A 17,318-nucleotide genomic window follows, 5' to 3' on the forward strand; every position below is an offset into this window, starting at 1 on the left:
CTGCCCGTTCTGCCAAAGTTATAGCCTCTGTTTCAAGATCTGGCCAGAACTTTGGCAACAACGGCAGTTGCCCCTGGGCTTGAACATGAGTTGAACATGAGAAAGCCCCTCCTGCTCAGGCAGAAGGGGCTGGAAAGCTTGAGGCTCTTAAGGCCTAAGCCTTAGTCCTCATCGGAGGACGTGGAGAGGGTGGACGTCGGGTCGTCGAGCTTGAGCTCGCGAGCCGCCTTTTCCACGGTGCTGCGCTCCACCTTGCCCTCGCGAGCCAAGCCCTCGAGGACTGCGACGACGATGGACTCGGCGTCGGTGTTGAAGTAGCGGCGGGCACCCTCGCGGGTATCAGAGAAGCCGAAGCCGTCTGCACCCAGGACGATGTAGTCACCCGGGACGTAGGGGCGAATCTGCTCCTGCAGGTCCGTGGCGAAGTCGGAGACACCAACGAACGGTCCCTCGAAGCCCTTGAGCTGGGAGGTGGCGAATGCCTCGGTGGGCTCAACGCCCTTGCGCAGAGCTTCCTTGTTGCGGGCAGCGCCGTCGCGCGCCAGCTTGACCCACGAGGTGACGGAGAACAGCGACGCCTTGACGTCGTAGCTTTCAGCCAGGATTTCCTGTGCACGCAGGGCCTCGTACATGCCCACACCGGAGGCCAGGATGTTGGCCGGGATGGAGCCGGACTCAGCGGTGTTGTAGTGGTAGATGCCCTTGTGCAGGCCCTCGACGTCGAGGTTCTCCGGCTCGGCAGGCTGCTTGACCGGCTCGTTGTACACGGTGATGTAGTACATGATCGGCTCGTTGTCCTCGCCGTACATGCGCTCGATACCGCGCGGAACCAGGTGCGCAATCTCGTAGCCGAAGGCTGGGTCGTAGACTTCCACGGCCGGGTTGGTCGACGCCAGGATCGGGGAGTGGCCGTCCATGTGCTGCAGGCCCTCGCCGGTCAGGGTGGTGCGGCCGGCGGTAGCGCCGATGATGAAGCCGCGGCCCAGCTGGTCGCCGGCAGCCCAGAAGGCATCGCCGGTGCGCTGGAAGCCGAACATCGAGTAGAAGATGTACAGCGGAATCATCGCCTCGCCCTGGGTGGCGTAGGAAGTAGCAGCTGCGGTGAAGGAGGCGGCTGCGCCTGCCTCAGAAATACCCTCGTGCAGAATCTGGCCGTCGGCAGCCTCGCGGTAGGAGAGCATGAGGTCATGATCCACCGGGACATAGTTTTGGCCGCGCGGGTTCCAAATCTTGAGAGTCGGGAACCAGGAGTCCATACCGAAGGTGCGGGCCTCATCCGGAATGATCGGAACGACGCGCTTGCCCAGCTCCTTATCGCGCATGAGCTCCTTGAAGGTACGCACCAGAGCCATGGTCGTTGCCACGTCCTGCTTGCCCGAGCCCTTGCGCACCGAACGCAGCTTGGACAGATCCGGGGTGGTGAGAGTTTCGAAGTTCTCACGGCGCTCCGGCAAGAAGCCACCCAACTCGTTGCGGCGCTCCAGCATGTACTTGATTTCCGGGGCGTCCTTGCCCGGGTGGTAGTACGGCGGCAGGTACGGATCGGCTTCGAGCTGCTCGTCGCTGATCGGGATTCCCTGCTTATCGCGGAAGAGCTTCAGATCCTCCAGCGTCAGCTTCTTCATCTGGTGGGTCGCATTGCGGCCCTCGAAGTTGTGGCCCAAGCCGTAGCCCTTAATGGTGTGGGCCAGGATGACCGTCGGGCGGCCGGTGCCCGCGTAGCTCAGCGCCTTGTCGTATGCGGCGTAGATCTTGCGGTAGTCGTGGCCGCCGCGGCGCAGTGCCCAAATCTCATCATCGGACATGTCCTCAACCAGCTTGAGCGTGCGCTCATCACGGCCGAAGAAGTGCTCGCGGACGTAGGCGCCGTCGTTAGCCTTGAAGGTCTGGTAGTCACCATCAGAGGTGGTGTTCATGATGTTGACTAGGGCGCCGTCTTTATCGGCTTCAAGCAGCTTGTCCCAGCCGCGGCCCCAGACAATCTTGATGACGGACCAGCCAGCGCCGCGGAAGAAGGACTCCAGCTCCTGAATGATCTGGGTATTGCCGCGCACCGGGCCGTCGAGACGCTGCAGGTTACAGTTGACCACGAAGGTCAGGTTGTCCAGCTCGTAGAGGGACGCCATCTGCAGCAGACCGCGGGACTCCGGCTCATCCATCTCGCCGTCGCCGAGGAAGGCCCAGACGTGCTGCTTGGAGGTGTCCTTAATGCCGCGCTTCTCCAGATACTTGTTGAAGCGTGCCTGGTAGATGGCGTTGATGGGGCCAAGGCCCATGGACACGGTGGGGAATTCCCAGAAGTCCGGCATCAGGCGCGGGTGCGGGTAGGACGGCAGGCCCTTGCCTTCGCCGCGCGAGTGCTCCTGGCGGAAACCGTCGAGGTCTTCCTCGGTGAGGCGGCCTTCCATGAAGGCGCGTGCGTAGACGCCCGGTGAAGCGTGGCCCTGGAAGAAGACCTGGTCACCGCCGGAGGGATCGTCCTTGCCCTTGAAGAAGTGGTTCAAGCCCACCTCATACAGCGGGGCAGCGCCTGCGTACGTGGAAATGTGTCCACCGACGCCAATGCCCGGGCGCTGTGCGCGGTGCACCATGATGGCCGCGTTCCAGCGGATCCAGCGGCGGTAGCGCTTCTCCAATTCCTCATCGCCCGGGAACTCCGGCTCGAGGGAGGTTGGGATGGTGTTGACAAAATCCGAGGACGTCAGGGACGGCAACGGCACGCGCTTGGCGGTAGCGCGCTCAAGAAGACGCAGCATGAGGTAGCGGGCGCGCTCCGGATCGGAAGAGTCCAGCAGACCGTCGAGGGAGTCCATCCACTCGCGGGTTTCTTCCGGGTCGGAGTCGTGCAGGTATGCTGCCACGCCATCGCGGACGATGGGGAAGTTGGAGTCGCCGTTGTGGGCGTCCAAGTCGGCCATTAAATCCTCCTGGTTCGTAGTACAAAGATCTGTTCCTAGGATACGCGCCGCTTTCACGGCGGGGCATTTGGAGGCCCCCAGGGGTGGGTTCATGGGGGAAAATGTCCACCACTGGGGAAGATAGGGGGAGGTTCGTCGCGAAAAAGTGCACCGTAGACGTTAAAATACTCTGCATGACATCAACTACTTCATCGGAAGGAACTCAGCGAGTGACGGGATTTGCAGCCAAGCTCGGCATCGAAGAGGGGCAGATTGCTCTGGAGCTTGGCTGGGACGAGGACTGTGACTCCACGATTTCTGAGTCCATCGAGGACGTGTTGGGGGAGGATTTCCTCGATGAGGAGACCGACGAGCTGTGTGACCTCGTGCTGCTGTGGTGGCGCGCGGAGGACGGCGATTTGGTCGATGGGCTGGTCGATGCCACCCGTCCCCTGGGGGATTCCGGCCGTATCTGGCTGTTGACCCCAGGCGCTGGAAAGCCGGGCAACCTCGAGCCCGGTGAGATCTCCGAATCCGCTCAGCTGGCTGGTCTGGTGCAGACCAAGGCTGAGCGCCTCGGTGAGTGGCAGGGTTCCTGCCTTGTAGCCCGCGGCTACACCAAGAAGCCTTAAGAAGTATCGCAGGTTATGCCTGCTCACGCGGCATTCGCAGCGACTAGTTACACCCTGATTTGTTGCTGCGGGTGCCCATAGGCTAATCTTGTGCGAGCACACAGTGCACTGCGGCTTTAGCTCAGCTGGAAGAGCAACTGGTTTACACCCAGTAGGTCGGGGGTTCGATCCCCTCAGGCCGCACAAAATGGAAGGCCAAACCAACTTTAAGGTTTGGCCTTTTACTTATTCCCGGGTTGATCCCGGATGAGGGGATGAATGAAGTACTTACGCGTGTTCACGGAGGTCACTTTTGCCCCGTAAGTATTTCAAACTACTTTTCTCCAGAAGTGCGCCCAATCCTAGGTGGCGCTACACGGAGCTTGAACAGGAAAGCCTCAAGCACATGTAAGGCGAAGTCGTTAGGGATGCCTTGATCAGTGCGTCCCTTTCTCTAACCGACCTTGTCACAAGCGATACCGTCGCCGTCGCGGTCTAGGCGTCGGCTATAGCCAGGGCTTCCCGCAGTCATATGAGAATAGCCTGCTTCTTGGGCTTCCTCGCAGCTTCTAAAATTCAAATCAGCTGGCGGCTGATCAAGTTGAGGCGCCGGCTGTTGCTCAAACTGCTGTTGCTCTTCGAGCTCCTGCTGCAAACGTTGCTGTTCAGCTTCTTCCCGCTCAGCTGCTTCTTGCTCGGTCTGACGCCGTTGGGACTCCACAATTTCCTCTTGTTTGCGTCGCTCTTCTTCTGCAGCACGAATCTCGTTGTCGCATTCTTCTGTCCAGCCTTGTGAGCCATCAGTGAAAAATGTATTTTTAGCCCCATCAATGGGTTCACATCGATCAATTTGCTTCGGCGGGGTGCTAGTTGTAGGCGACTCTTCGGTGGTCTTGGGGGCCGGTGACTGGGTCGAGGTTTCTGGCTCAGTTAGATGTTCGCCGGAATCTTCTTGACTCATACTTGAAGAACTAGGAGTGATAAGTCCTCCGACGAGTGCCGAGAGAATTGCAATTGCTGTAATGATGCCCCAGTGGCGTTTAAGTGGGGCGGCACCATTAATCTCTCGCCGTTGGTGTAACAGATACCAAGCACTAGGAAGGACAAAGGCTAGGCCTATGAAGAGTCCTCCAGCAATGCTTCGAAAAGATCCTGAGGCAATACTTCCTACGATTATCAGTGCGCCGAAAATGATTCCGCCCCAAGCGAGGAAGTTCTTAAACTTTAATTTCTTGTTCATATGTACAAATGGTGAGAATCCAAGTAGGAACTCGGTATAAGCCCTAGTGATACTTGGTAGTTGGTAACTCTAGTTATTGCAGTCTACTGCGCTTGAGCAGGGGACGAAGGAAACTTGAGCTCACTAATATTCAGGTGCTAGTAGCGCTCCTGACCGCGCTCACGGATCTTCTCGTAGAAGTCCGGCTTGGCGGAGCCATAGCGTGAGCGGGAGCGGCGCGAAGGCTGCGTGGCAGCCGCAGGCGTCGAAGGCGGGGCAGCAGGCATCGTAGCATCAGAGTGCTCGCCGGAAGGAGCCTCGTGCGCGGAGCTATCGACGTCCGCAGCCGCATCGGGGGAGCTGGTACCGGCACCGGTGGCGGCCGCAGTGGCCTCAGCAATCAGGGCATCCTCATCGCGGGCGCGGCGGCGCTCCCGGATCTCAGACCACACGAAGTAGGCAAAGCCCAGCGGCGCCATCACACCGAAGGCAATCCACTGGTAGCCATAGGACAAGTGGTTGCCGCGGTCCAGCTTTGGAACCGGCAGCGCATGCAGCTCACCTGGCTGCTCGGGGGAGAGTTGGAGGTAGTCGTGGGCGAGGGGGACGTCGACAAGCTCTGCAATCTGCTCCGTATTGATGGAGTAGACCTGCGTGTATCCCTGTTCCTCAATGGGTGCGGAGGTGTGCTTGCGTTCGTCGTAGCGCGCCATGGCCACGATGGTGACCTCGCCCTGCGGGGCCGGGTCGATGTGGGGGACGGAGTTGCCCTCGTCCGTGGGCATCCAGCCGCGGTTGACCAGGAAGGTTTCACCAGACTCGGTTTCAAAGGGGACCAGCGACTGGAATCCCGGGGCGGATTCCACCGGGCGCAGGCGCAGGAGCACCTCATCTTCTGAGAGGTAGTGGCCGGTTAGCTCCGCGCGTTCCCACTCCTTGTGCAGGGAGCCATCAGCAGAAAAGACTTCGGTGACCGGCTGGGGGTCGGCGTCGTAGGCCTCCTCAATGAGGTGGTTGCGCTCCACAATCTGCGCGTCCTTATTCAGCTGCCACGGAGCGAGCACCGTGAAAGACAAATAGGAAAACGCGACGATGAAGATGAGAGAGAGCACCCACCCAGGCTTGAGGAATGTCTTAAGCATGATGACCAGTCTAGTAGCCGCGCAGAATTATCTAGCCGTGGTTTTCTTTAATCCAGTCGAGCAGCCCCGGAACGGAAGCATCGATCTCACTGCGGGTGCGGGCGAAGTCCTCCTCCGTGCCGTAGAAAGGATCCTCCACGCTGGCATCCTCCGGTGAGTTCGGATCGAAGCTGCGCATGAGGCGCACCTTGTCTTCCGGGATGCCGCGCTCGATGAGGGCATCGCGGTGGCCGGTGTCCATGGCCACGAAGAGGTCCGCGTCCATATGGTCCGGACCCAGCTGGGCGGCCTGGTGGCCGGCGCCATCGTGGCCGCCGCGGCGCAGCTCAGCCACGGCGCGCTCGTCCGCGCCCTGGCCCACGTGCCAGCCGCCGAGGCCGCAGGAAGAAACTCGCGCGAGGAGATCGAGCATGTCGGTCTCCATGGCGTCGCGTGTAATGATTTCCGCCATGGGTGAGCGGCAAATGTTGCCCGTGCACACGAAGACGATGTGGAGCTGGTTGTCGTTCTCCGGAGGCGTCATGCAAAGGCTCCTTAAGCTAGAGGGGTGCGCTGGCGAACGAAAGCTAGGATATAGCAGCGACGCGACTGACGTGAAACCTCAAGCCAACAAGGAGCATACGAGATGGCAGAACGAACGACCGTTGGCGAGATCCGCCGCGTAATCCACGAGGCCTACCCGCCGCAGCTGGCCGAGTCCTGGGATGCCGTTGGCCTGGTGTGCGGCGACCCCACAGACGAGGTGAGCACCGTGGCCTTCGCTCTGGACTGCACCCAGGAAGTGGCAGACAAAGCCGTGGAGCTCGGCGCGCAGATGCTCGTGGTGCATCACCCGCTGCTGCTTCGCGGGGTGACCTCGGTGGCGGCGGATACGCCGAAGGGCAAGGTCATCCACACTCTGATACGCAATGGCGTGGCCCTGTTGGCCGCGCACACCAACGCGGATAAGGCCCGCCCGGGTGTCAACGACAAGCTGGCTGAGCTCGTCGGTATCACGCCCGGCCGCCCCATCGTCCCGGTGGAGCCCTATGAGAACCTCGACGAGGCCTTAGGGCTAGGGCGCGTGGGCGAGCTTGAGCAGCCGGTGACTCTGCGCGAATTCACCCAGCGCGTGGCCGATGCCCTTCCGGAAACCGAATGGGGAGTGCGCGCGGCCGGCGATCCGGAGCGCATGGTGAAGAAAGTTGCCGTCTCCAGTGGCTCGGGGGATTCCTTCCTGGACCACGCGGCGGCTCTCGGCGTGGACGTCTACGTCACCTCCGATTTGCGCCACCACCCAGTGGATGAGCACCTGCGCGCCGCGCACCTGGCGGAGCCGGAGGGCCCGGCCGTGGTGGATACCGCTCACTGGGCCAGCGAGTTTCCCTGGACTGCCCAAGCGCGCGATATTGTGGAGGACGCATTGCGCGTGAACACCGAGATCATCGATGTCCGCACCGACCCATGGACGATTTCTGCGCATAAGGAGAACTAAATGAAACTGCCACAGGACCTGCAGAGCATCTTGCTGGAGCTGGCCACCCTCGAGCGCTCCCAGGCGCTAGGTGGGGCAACCACCATCCCGGAGCAAGAGGAGTACGAGAAGGCCCAGGCCGCACACGCCCGGCTTGTCGACGCCTCCGGCTCCGCCCAGCTCGCCGTCGACGACATGGAACTGGAGATCTTGCGCATTCAGGCTGACGAGCGCAAGCTGCGTCAGCGCGAGCGCGATGACAAGGCGCAGCTTGGTGCTGCGACCGACCCAGAGACCCGCAAGGACCTGGAGCACGATCTCTACGCTGCAAAGTCCCGCATCGCGGATCTTATGAGCGAGCTACAGGAAGCCCATAACGAAATCCACGCACTGCGCGCCAACCTTGATGTTCACGGCGCGAAGGTCTCCGATTCCGAGCGTAAACTCGAAGTACTCAAGCGCGCGGCCGAGGCCGCCCAAGAGGCCGCGGCGAACCGCCCGGATCCGCAGGTGCGCATCGGCGAGCTGCGCGAGCAGCTGCCCGCGGATGTCCTGGAGGAGTACGAGACCGTGCGCGAAGAAAACGGCGTGGGCGCTGCGGCCTTCACCGGGCGTGGTTGCGGTGGTTGCTTCATCGTGCTGCCGCCGGCCGAGCAGAACGCGGTGCGCAACGCTGCTGCCGACGAGGTTCCGCAGTGCAGCGACTGCGGCTCCTACCTGGTGCGCCCGGCCTCATGAAGCTAGTCATCTTTGCTGACGGCGGCTCCCGCGGCAATCCCGGGATCGCCGGCTCCGGAACTGCGGTCTATAACGAGGACCGCTCGCAGCTGCTCAGGGAAATCGCTTACGTCGTGGGCCAGAAGTCCACGAATAACGTGGCCGAATACCACGGGTTGCTGCGCGGTTTGGAGGCCGCGGTGGAGCTGGGCGCGGATGAGGTGGAGTTCTATATGGACTCCAAGCTCGTGGTGGAGCAGATGAACGGGCGCTGGAAGATCAAGCACCCGGATATGCAGAAGCTCGCCATCGAGGCGCGCCGCCTGCTCAACCAGATTCCGCGCTTCAGCCTCGAGTGGGTTCCGCGCGCCAAGAACTCGGTGGCCGATGAGCTCTCCAACGTGGCGATGGACGCCGCCGCGAAGGGCGAGCCCGTGGGCATCCTCGATATGGGTGCCGGCGACGCCGTTGAAACCGGCGCCGCTGTCGATGCTGCGGGCAGTGAAGAACCCGGCGGGGAGGCAGGGGAGACGTCGCCAAGCACGGCGTCTTCAACCGCGGCCGACTGGCGCTCCGAGACCGGACAGTCCACCCGCTTCATCCTGCTGCGCCACGGGCAGACGGCGATGTCCGCCGCCAAGCAGTACTCCGGGCGTGCAAACCCCGAGCTGACCGAGCTGGGCAAGAAGCAAGCGCTCGCCGCTGCCCAAGCCCTGGCCGATACCCACATCGATGCCGTGGTGTGCTCGCCGCTGCGCCGCTGTCAGCAGACGGCTGCCGCCGTGGTTAAGGGCCGTGAGCTGCGCGTGGAAACCGTCGAGGACCTCATCGAGGTGGACTTCGGGCGCTGGGAAGGCAAGACCTTCGCCGAAGCCGATGCCGCCGACCCCGAGCTCCACGCGCGTTGGCTGAAGGATACGTCCGTGGCCTGCCCGGGTGGCGAGTCCCTGCGCGCAGTGCACCGCCGCGTCAGTGCTGCGCGCCGCGAGCTGCAGCAGCGCTATGCAGAGCAGACTGTCCTCGTGGTCTCCCACGTCAACCCCATCAAGTCCTTCGTGCGCCAAGCACTCGATTCCGGACCGCAAACGCCCAACCACCTCTTCCTTGAGCTGGCTTCTGTGAGTGAGGTCGAGTTCTTCGAGGGCGGTAGCACCCTGCACCGTTTCAACGATGTGGGGCATCTGGGCGCGCTGTGATAAACTAACAGGCGCGAATGAGCCGACCGGGCAAACGCGTTCCGTCGAACCGGCCCCATTATGGGGCTAGGCGCGGGCCGAGGAAAGTCCGGACTCCACAGAGCACGGTGGTTGCTAACAGCAACCCGGGGTGACCCGCGGGAAAGTGCAACAGAGAGTAGACCGCCGCGTACCTCCACTGCGTTTCGGCGCGGCGAAAGGGAAGCGGTAAGGGTGAAAGGGTGCGGTAAGAGCGCACCAGCACCGTCAGCGATGGCGGTGGCTGGGTAAACCCCACTGGGAGCAAGGCATCACGGCCCGCCACGTTAGCGGGCCCGATCAGGCGTTAGTAGGCTGCTCGCCGAAGCCTGAAGGTAGCTGCTTGAGCCAACTGGCAACGGTTGGCCTGGATGGATGTTTGCCACCGCGTCGCGTGCGCGGCACAGAATCCGGCTTATAGGTTGGCTCATTCGCACCCACGCTTTTATTTTTTGGAACAATGGGGCGGCATGAAACTATATGCCGCGCCCTTGGACTTTCGGCCCATCGCTGAGGAGTTTTCCGTTCCGACCGACTTCCCAGAGGAGGTCACCGCACAGGCCGCCTCCGCGCAGGACCGCTATGCCGAGCAGCGCCGCGATGCCCGGGACATCCCGCTGGTAACAATTGATCCGGCCGGCTCCATGGACTTGGACCAGGCCGTGTTCATCGAGGCGCGCGATGGCGGCTACCGCGTGCTCTATGCCATCGCGGATGTCGCCGCGTTCATCGAACCGGGCTCCGCACTCGAGCAGGAATCCCTCAAGCGCGGCCAGACCATTTACCTGCCGGATGAGCCGGCGCGGCTGCACCCGGCAGAGCTCTCCGAAGATAGGGCTTCGCTGCTTGCCGACGTCGACCGCCCCGCCGTCCTCTGGACCTTCGACCTCGACTCCGCAGGTGAGGTGGAGGACTTCTCGGTGGAGCGCGCGCTCGTGCGCAGCCACGCGCGGCTGGACTACGACCAAGTGCACGCCGACTTGGAGAAGGGCACGCTGCATTCCTCCATCGCCTTGCTGCCGGAGGTGGGAAAGCTGCGCCAGGCTTCTTCGCTGCGCCGCGAGGCGATCAACTTGCGCATTCCCTCGCAGCGCGTATCCGAAAGCAGCGATGGGGAGAAAGGCCACTATGAGCTGGTCATGGAGCCGCGCCATGAGGTGATGGATTATAACTCGGAGATTTCCCTGCTCACCGGAATGTGCGCGGGGCGGCTGATGGAATCACACGGTGTTGGATTCCTGCGCACCCTATCGGCGGCCACCCCGGAGGCTGAGGCCACCTTCCGCTCGGAGGCGGAGGCCCTGGGTTTTGAGCTGGGGGAGAGCAGCATCTCTGAATTCCTGCATTCCGTGGATGCGGATTCGCCGCGCGGGATGGCGGTGATGCGCGAGGCCCAGCGTTTGCTTCGTGGTGCTGACTACGTGTGGCTGGAGGATGGCCAGGCGGACGTGCACGCGGGAATCGGCGGCTACTATGCGCACGTGACGGCCCCGCTGCGGCGTCTAGTTGACCGCTTCGCCACGGAGGTGTGCCTGGCGCTCAGCGGCGGCTACGAGGTTCCGCAGTGGGTGCGTGAGCGCGCCGGGGATGTCATTTCCACGATGCGCTCGACATCGCAGCTGGCCTCCCAGGTGGATAAGGCCTGTTTGAACCTTACGGAGGCGACGGTCTTGGCGCCGTGGGTAGGCACCAACTTCGAAGCCGTGGTGGTCGATGGCGGGGAACAGCGCGAGAAGGCGCGCCTCTTCGTCCTAGACCCGCCGGTGATGGGGCAGGCCGTAGGCCACCCGGAGACCGGCAAGGAGACGATGGTGTCCTTGGTCAAGGCCGACGTTGAGGAGCGCGATGTGCTCTTCGCGTGGCCGGCGGACTAGTCCTCGGTGATTGCTGGGCTTCCGGCAGTAAGCGGGACGACAAGCAGGCCGTCCTCGGCCAAGTCGGCCGCAAAGTTTGCGGCCTTGGTGCTCGGCACGTAGGCGATGACCGCGGAGGACGTGCCCGCGTGGGCGGAGCGTGCCGCGACGGCGCCGCGCGCGGTGGCCAGCTGCGCGAGTTTCTCCGCGGAGCTGAATTCATACACGGTGGACAAGGCTGACTGCGACTGCGTGAGGAGCGGGAAAAGCTCGGTGCCGCGGCGCGAGCGCAAAGCGCGGGCAACTCCTTCGGCGCGCTCGGTTTCCTCTGAGTAGAAGGTCAGCCACGCGGTGGCTTGCGCGATGGTCGGCTGATTCTCGGTGCCGTGCACCTTGTGGACAGCGGCGAGCCACTCGAGGACGCGTTGGGGTGCATCCGGCAACAGGCGCAGCGAAGGCGTGCCGAAGGCGCGGCAGGCGGCGTCGATGAATCGCTCGCGGGTGCGAATCTCTGCGACGGCTTCTAAGGAATCGGCATCACTTGGCACGGCCAGCGCGAAAGCCGCGATGTCTTTGTTGACCATGTGCGGTGCCTGGGTGACGGAGCCGTCGGCGTAGTCGATGATGGTGATGGACTCACCAGTGCCGCGCAGCGCGGCGGAGTGGCGGGCGCGCAGCGCCGGGAATCGGGCGAAGGTGCCAACTGCTTGGGAACACACCTCCGCGATGCGGGCGCGCAGCGGGGCGTCATGCAGATCATCCGCGTTGCCGAGCAACGCTAGCGCTGTGGCAATGTCGATGGCCGCGGCGGCGCCGAGTCCGGTCGAATCGGGGATGTCGTTGACCACGGTGATATCGGCGCCGGCGGTCTCGCGGGTAAGGAGCTGGCGGTTGATCATGGTGTAGATGATGCCGCCGAGGCGCGCGGCGATGGCCCCTTCGGGTGCAGGGGGTTCGATGGGCTGGCCTTCGGAATCGACGCTGGGCTGTTGCTCCGCGGCGAGGGAAGAGACCTGCTCGAGGGAAATTTGGTCTTCAACGGTCTCGCCGTTGGTGTGCTCTAGGCGAACCTTGACCAGGCCGTCGCTGCGGGGGCTGACAGCTGCTGCCGCGCGGATGTTGGCCAGGCCCATGATGGCGATGCCGCCGTAGTGATCGATGTGCTCGCCGATGAGTGCCCAGGTGGCAGGGGCGCTGGCAACATGAGCTGCATCAGCGCCCACGTTCTCGCGGTGTGCGGCGCGAACGCGGTCGACGGCCGGGGTCGAAGGGGCAGTCCACAGGGGCATCGGGAAGGTTCTCCTTTGCTGGTGGCGAAAGCCTGCCTAAAAGAAAAGGCAGGAGTAGGTGACCAATCTATTCTAACGGGCGTGACCCGCGGGCGGTCTGTAGTGTGGGGTGCACTGATTACTTGCCCGACAGAACGGAGAAAACTATGGCTGAGACTGACAACAAGTGGTTCTACGACCCGTCTACCGGTGAGGTATCCCAGGGAAAGGTGTCCGGCTGGGAGAACCGCATGGGCCCCTACAATTCCCGCGAGGAAGCCGAGCGCGCTATTGAAATCGCGCAAGCCCGCACCGCCGCGGCTGATGCTGAGGATGCCGCCGAAGACGATAACTAGGCGATAGCTAAACGTCTCATGGCCGGCCATGAGGCGGATGCGAAAAGCTCGGGCCCACACCACCGCAAGCAGGCGATGGTGTGGGCCGTTGTGGTGACTGCACAACTACACAGCCACGCAGGATGAGCCGGCGGCTTAGCGCAGCTTCTTGCGCAGCGGCTTAAACGCGGACTTGATGGCTTTAAAGCTGTCCGAGTAGGCGTTGAGTGCTTCCAACCCGATGACGCGCTCGCGCTGGTAGAGCAGACCATAGCCGAAGGTATCCTCGCCACGCCGGCGTGCGGTTTCTGCCAATTCGAGCAACTTATCGCGAGATGTCACGGAATCCTGGAAGTCTCCCAAGACAGATTGCATCTGCTTGCAGGCCTTGTAGAGGTTCTTGGTCTTTAGCGTGGTGGCTGAACCAGCGGCCTCAGCTGCATAGCGCAGTTTCTTTGCGGCCTTGCGCATATCGTGGAAGTACTCTTCACGCTCATGCAGCGTCAGCTCGGTGTTATCCCAGTTGGAGATAGCCTTCTTGTGGCGCTTGACCAGCTTGTCATAGGCCTGCTTGAGGTGCAGCGCCATCACCGTGTCAAGATCGTGGGACTCTTCTTCATCACGTTTGGCGTGCTTCGGCGCATAGTCCTTCGCTGCCTCCTGCTGCTCAGATAGTTCAGCGGAAGCTGTGGCAGCGGAATCAGATTCCACCGCACCGTTGTCCCCGGCGCTGGTGTCTTCGTCAACCGAAGCATCCTCGGCGGCGACTGGCGGGTTGGAAAGGAATGCGTCGAGCGCATCGAGCAGAGCCAGGTACTGGTCAGAATCGAGAGCGGCGATGACACGACGATGCGCGCGGCGGTAAGCGCGGCCCATATCGTGTGCGATGTGTTCGCGGGTGGCTTCATCAAGCACATCGGAGTCCTCCGATGCGAGGAGATTCTGCCAGCGTTCTTCCACAACTTCGGCGTCACGAGCAACGCCAAGCATGGCAGCAAGCTCCTTGAGATCGCACTCTAAGCGTTTGATCTCCGGGCCCACGACAATGCCGTGGAAGGTTTGAAGGTGGCTGCGCAATTCGCGGGTAGCAACGCGCATTTGGTGCACGGAATCCCACTCATCACGGCGTACCCGCGGATCAAACTCGACGAGCTTATCCCGATTAGCTCGCAGTGCCTCCACGACTGCCGCCGCGGGGGAGCCGGGCTCCACGTTAGACGTTGCGAGTGCTGGGGGAAGCTCGACATTGTTGATGGACTGCCCCAATGCTGACTTCAGCTTGGACGGTGAGGGGGAAACCCGCGCGCCAGAACTGATCAACAGGGAGGTGGCATGACGCAGTAGCGCGCTGCCCTCCTTCGTACCGGGCAGTTCTCCTGCGAGCTCTACTTCCCACTCGCGCCATGTGCTCTGAGAGCCACCTGGTAGGAAAGAGAATGCGGTGACATGGTCATCGCAGAACTCAGCGACAGGCTGCTCGTCCGTGTTTACGAGGAGCAATTCGGTGCGGTTGTTGTCCACTTGTGCAATGGGTTCAAGCGGGTGGTTACGGATCACCGAACGAACCTGGTGGAGGAGTTCGGCCGGGACTTCGTACTTGCCGTCGACGGGTTCACCGAGTTCGGCTCGGATTTCGGTACGACCTTCCGCGCCGGGAATTTTGATATGCCAGCCATCGTCATTTCCACCGGTGCGGCGCCGCAGCGTGATCTTCGCGTGGGTAAGGCGGAGATCCTCAGTGTCGTAGTAAATCGCCGACAACGAGTGGTGGCGAGTTTCTGAGACTCGGGCTACCTCATCGAGGCGGGCGAGATCTGGTACCGGGGTGGTTTCATCCACGGCGAACTTGGCTTCGATTTCAAGAAACGTCTTTGGAGACATGTACACACCTTCGTCGGGGAGCGAAATGATAAAAGAAGAGGTATAAAACCTCTGCACTGCCTTCTAGGTTACCTGGCTAATAGTGCAAATGTGCCAACCCTTGCTGGTCCTTAACCGGTGAGTTGGCGGCGCCCACCCAAGCCCGAGGAATCACCACCCAAGTGGGAATTCTCCGCGGCAGTTGCACCTGCGGACATCCCTGCATGGTTCCTCATTGCTAAGGAGATGGTTCGCGAATCAGGGAAGAGGTGATCAGCTAAAGCTTCTGCCTTATGTCTGCGTACTTCCACCGCTGATAAAGATCGCTGAGCGAGGGCTACGTCGTTTTTCCTTTTGGCGTTGCTGCCCGCAGCCGAGTCTGTCTGTTTCTCGTCGTGAGGCGCCAATGAGGCGTTCGCTTCCTCCAAAAGCTCCCCAATGCGGGTGGCGTAGGCCAAAATGAAGCTTCGGCGAAACGACGCCACATTGCCGAGTAATCGCGCGTTGTCGGCAGCCTCCCCATGAGTCATGTGCCATTCGCACTGCCGCAGGAGGGAAGCGAACAGGTCGCTGACATGATCAATGTCCGCCTCGGCGCCAAAGACGGTGATGATTCCCATGGGGTGAAGCTTGAGGACGGTGCATCCATTTCGATCCGCGATGACGCTAAGAAGCGTGGTCTTGTGGTTGATATAGGGCGCGCTGATACGGATGCGTGTGGACATCACCGTGTCCGGGGATTCGGCGAGTGCCTCATCGAGACGGTGCCGTTGTTGAAGGCTCTGTGCTTTGGCAATGAGTGCACTGGCTTCCTCTTCATAAGGAGTGGATTCTGCCTTTCGCAGAAGTTGGGTGATCTTGTTGCGGATCCGATTCTCTTTGCTGTCTTGGTTTGCCCGAGAACTAGTTTTCTCTGCTGCGAGCACGTCAACGTCACGCAGCGGGGGCAGAGCGGAAGTAGCGTCAATGAGCCGTATGAGGTCATCGGTCGACATAGTCATCGAGTTAGGCGGGGAGACGCTTAACCATTCCTTGCGCAGCACAGTAGAACTAATCTGCGCGGGAATATGGGCAGCGGCACGATAAATAAGAGGGTGGCAAAAGCTGCCTAGGACGTGGAGTAAGTCCTTAGGTGACCATCCTTGACTGGCAGCTTGGCAAATGAGCTCGAGTCCTCGTGCGCTTAAGGTTCCGTGGTGGTTGTTCATAGCTGTTCCTGTTCCGTTTGTATGTGTACATCTGTTCGGTTGTGAGGCCATTCAAGCACGTGAGACTGATATCTGGTCTAAGAGTCGAAAAAATTTGCCCCCGAGATACTCTTGCCAACTGGGACAATAGTTGGAAGGGCGGGGGCAAAAGCTGCAACTCCCGCCGTTACTTGGGCCCGCGGCGGTAGGGTTTAGAACATGAACAGCCAACACGAATTCGTCCTTCGTACAGTTGAAGAACGCGATATCCGCTTCATTCGCCTTTGGTTTACTGACATCTTGGGGGCGCTGAAATCGGTGGTAATGAGCCCCTCAGAGTTGGAATCTGCCTTTGAGGAAGGTGTTGGCTTCGATGGTTCCTCGGTGGAAGGGTTCTCCCGCATCTCAGAGGCCGACACTATCGCAATGCCGGACCCTTCAACCTTCCAAATCATGCCCTTTGACAAGGAAGAACCAGAGCTTCTTTCGGCACGCATGTTCTGCGATATTACCCAGCCCGATGGGCAACCTTCCTTGGTGGACCCGCGCCACATTCTGCGCCGTCAGGTTACTGAGGCTGCCAATGAAGGGTTTACGTGCAAGGCTTCTCCTGAGATTGAGTTTTATCTTCTGGAAGACGCCCGCGATATCAATACCCTGATTGCCACCGATAACGGAGGCTACTTCGACCAAGCCACGCACGATAACGCCCCGAGTTTCCGGCGCCGGTCGATGTACGCGCTGGAATCCATGGGCATTGCCACGGAATTTAGCCACCATGAAACCTCACCTGGGCAGCAGGAAATCGATCTGCGCCATGCCGACGTGCTGTCCATGGCAGACAACATCATGACTTTCCGCTACCTCATTAAAGAGGTTGCCTCCCAGCAAGGAGTGCACGCCACATTCATGCCGAAGCCATTTGAGCATCGCTCTGGCTCGGGCATGCACACGCACTTGAGCCTTTTCGAGGGAGATTCCAACGCTTTCCACGACCCCGACGATGAGATTTCACTTTCCAGTACGGGGCGGCAGTTTATCGCCGGCATCCTTGAACACGCTGTGGAAATGACCGCAATCACCAACCAGTGGACCAACTCCTATAAGCGCCTGATGTTTGGCAGCGAAGCCCCGGGATCAGTGACGTGGGGAATCTCCAACCGTTCGGCGCTGGTTCGAGTTCCTACCTATCGTCTTTCCAAAGAAATGTCGCGCCGCGTTGAGATCCGTTCACTAGATTCAGCGATGAACCCCTACCTGGGCTACGCGGTGTTGCTTGCCGCTGGCCTGCGCGGAATCAGGAAAGGCTATGAGCTTGGTGATCCCGCCGAGGATGACGTCCATCAGCTGACCCGTCGTGAGCGCCGCGCGATGGGGTACAAGGATCTGCCAAGCAGCTTGGACCAGGCACTCCGTGAATTCGAGCGCTCTGAGTTTATGGCGGAAGTCCTAGGAGAGCACGTCTTTGAGTACTTCCTGCGCGCCAAGTGGGATGAGTGGCACGAGTATCAGCAGCAGATCACCGCATTCGAGTTGCGCAACAACCTGAATTTCTAGGAGAA

The 17,318-nt window shown here is 61.1% G+C and carries 14 protein-coding genes, 1 tRNA gene and 1 other RNA gene; 9 read left to right on the forward strand and 7 right to left on the reverse strand.

Annotated features, from left to right (window positions below):
- Nucleotides 1-161 precede the first annotated feature (161 nt).
- The gene (gene aceE, locus HMPREF2604_RS01820; RefSeq protein ID WP_070532701.1) at nucleotides 162-2,918 is read right to left on the reverse strand and encodes a pyruvate dehydrogenase (acetyl-transferring), homodimeric type; all 2,757 of its coding nucleotides are present in this window, start codon (nucleotides 2,916-2,918) and stop codon (nucleotides 162-164) included.
- A 173-nt stretch (nucleotides 2,919-3,091) separates the two neighbouring features.
- Between aceE and HMPREF2604_RS01825 the strand changes: the two genes are divergently transcribed.
- Nucleotides 3,092-3,529, forward strand: coding sequence for a DUF3052 domain-containing protein (locus tag HMPREF2604_RS01825; RefSeq protein WP_070517365.1), 438 nt, complete (start codon nucleotides 3,092-3,094; stop codon nucleotides 3,527-3,529).
- Between the two features lie 110 nt (nucleotides 3,530-3,639).
- Nucleotides 3,640-3,712: transfer RNA gene (locus HMPREF2604_RS01830), tRNA-Val, on the forward strand.
- Between the two features lie 250 nt (nucleotides 3,713-3,962).
- Here the strand turns inward: HMPREF2604_RS01830 and HMPREF2604_RS14250 are convergent.
- The 3 genes from HMPREF2604_RS14250 to HMPREF2604_RS01845 form a co-directional block, all read right to left on the reverse strand.
- The gene (locus HMPREF2604_RS14250; RefSeq protein WP_083299147.1) at nucleotides 3,963-4,748 is read right to left on the reverse strand and encodes an excalibur calcium-binding domain-containing protein; all 786 of its coding nucleotides are present in this window, start codon (nucleotides 4,746-4,748) and stop codon (nucleotides 3,963-3,965) included.
- A gap of 137 nt (nucleotides 4,749-4,885) precedes the next feature.
- Nucleotides 4,886-5,869 (reverse strand): SURF1 family cytochrome oxidase biogenesis protein, encoded by a 984-nt coding sequence (locus HMPREF2604_RS01840; protein ID WP_070562701.1) that lies wholly within the window; start codon nucleotides 5,867-5,869, stop codon nucleotides 4,886-4,888.
- A 31-nt stretch (nucleotides 5,870-5,900) separates the two neighbouring features.
- Nucleotides 5,901-6,392, reverse strand: coding sequence for a low molecular weight protein-tyrosine-phosphatase (locus HMPREF2604_RS01845; protein WP_070519723.1), 492 nt, complete (start codon nucleotides 6,390-6,392; stop codon nucleotides 5,901-5,903).
- A 102-nt stretch (nucleotides 6,393-6,494) separates the two neighbouring features.
- Here HMPREF2604_RS01845 and HMPREF2604_RS01850 point away from each other — a divergent pair, with 102 nt between their 5' ends.
- The 5 genes from HMPREF2604_RS01850 (at nucleotide 6,495) to HMPREF2604_RS01870 (ending at nucleotide 11,127) form a co-directional block, all read left to right on the forward strand.
- The gene (locus HMPREF2604_RS01850; protein WP_070519725.1) at nucleotides 6,495-7,343 is read left to right on the forward strand and encodes a Nif3-like dinuclear metal center hexameric protein; all 849 of its coding nucleotides are present in this window, start codon (nucleotides 6,495-6,497) and stop codon (nucleotides 7,341-7,343) included.
- On the forward strand, nucleotides 7,344-8,060 hold the full coding sequence (locus HMPREF2604_RS01855; RefSeq protein WP_070519727.1) for a zinc ribbon domain-containing protein: 717 nt from the start codon (nucleotides 7,344-7,346) through the stop codon (nucleotides 8,058-8,060).
- Nucleotides 8,057-9,235 carry a bifunctional RNase H/acid phosphatase gene (locus HMPREF2604_RS01860; RefSeq protein ID WP_070562704.1) on the forward strand — a complete coding sequence of 393 codons (1,179 nt, stop codon included), beginning with the start codon at nucleotides 8,057-8,059 and terminating at the stop codon, nucleotides 9,233-9,235. The genes HMPREF2604_RS01855 and HMPREF2604_RS01860 overlap by 4 nt, the downstream gene beginning before the upstream one ends.
- Nucleotides 9,236-9,253: 18 nt before the next feature.
- Nucleotides 9,254-9,687, forward strand: an RNA gene (gene rnpB / locus HMPREF2604_RS01865) — RNase P RNA component class A.
- A 36-nt stretch (nucleotides 9,688-9,723) separates the two neighbouring features.
- Nucleotides 9,724-11,127, forward strand: a complete 1,404-nt coding sequence (locus HMPREF2604_RS01870) for an RNB domain-containing ribonuclease (protein ID WP_070562708.1) — start codon at nucleotides 9,724-9,726, stop codon at nucleotides 11,125-11,127.
- Here HMPREF2604_RS01870 and HMPREF2604_RS01875 read toward each other — a convergent pair.
- On the reverse strand, nucleotides 11,124-12,395 hold the full coding sequence (locus HMPREF2604_RS01875; protein ID WP_070562712.1) for a galactokinase family protein: 1,272 nt from the start codon (nucleotides 12,393-12,395) through the stop codon (nucleotides 11,124-11,126). The genes HMPREF2604_RS01870 and HMPREF2604_RS01875 overlap by 4 nt on opposite strands.
- A gap of 146 nt (nucleotides 12,396-12,541) precedes the next feature.
- Here HMPREF2604_RS01875 and HMPREF2604_RS01880 point away from each other — a divergent pair, with 146 nt between their 5' ends.
- Nucleotides 12,542-12,730 (forward strand): hypothetical protein, encoded by a 189-nt coding sequence (locus HMPREF2604_RS01880; protein ID WP_070562715.1) that lies wholly within the window; start codon nucleotides 12,542-12,544, stop codon nucleotides 12,728-12,730.
- 135 nt (nucleotides 12,731-12,865) lie between these two features.
- Here HMPREF2604_RS01880 and HMPREF2604_RS01885 read toward each other — a convergent pair whose 3' ends face one another.
- Both HMPREF2604_RS01885 and HMPREF2604_RS01890 read right to left on the reverse strand, forming a co-directional pair.
- Entirely contained in the window at nucleotides 12,866-14,590 is a 1,725-nt protein-coding gene (locus HMPREF2604_RS01885; RefSeq protein WP_070562718.1) for a CYTH and CHAD domain-containing protein, read from the reverse strand.
- A 110-nt stretch (nucleotides 14,591-14,700) separates the two neighbouring features.
- Complete coding sequence (locus HMPREF2604_RS01890; protein ID WP_232770864.1) at nucleotides 14,701-15,564, reverse strand: DUF2786 domain-containing protein; 864 nt, start codon at nucleotides 15,562-15,564, stop codon at nucleotides 14,701-14,703.
- Nucleotides 15,565-15,975: 411 nt separating this feature from the next.
- Here HMPREF2604_RS01890 and HMPREF2604_RS01895 point away from each other — a divergent pair, with 411 nt between their 5' ends.
- Entirely contained in the window at nucleotides 15,976-17,313 is a 1,338-nt protein-coding gene (locus HMPREF2604_RS01895) for a glutamine synthetase family protein (RefSeq protein ID WP_070561987.1), read from the forward strand.
- The last annotated feature ends 5 nt before the right edge of the window (nucleotides 17,314-17,318 follow it).

It is taken from the genome of Corynebacterium sp. HMSC055A01 (genome assembly GCF_001809405.1).
Taxonomy (GTDB): Bacteria; Actinomycetota; Actinomycetes; order Mycobacteriales; family Mycobacteriaceae; genus Corynebacterium; species Corynebacterium hesseae.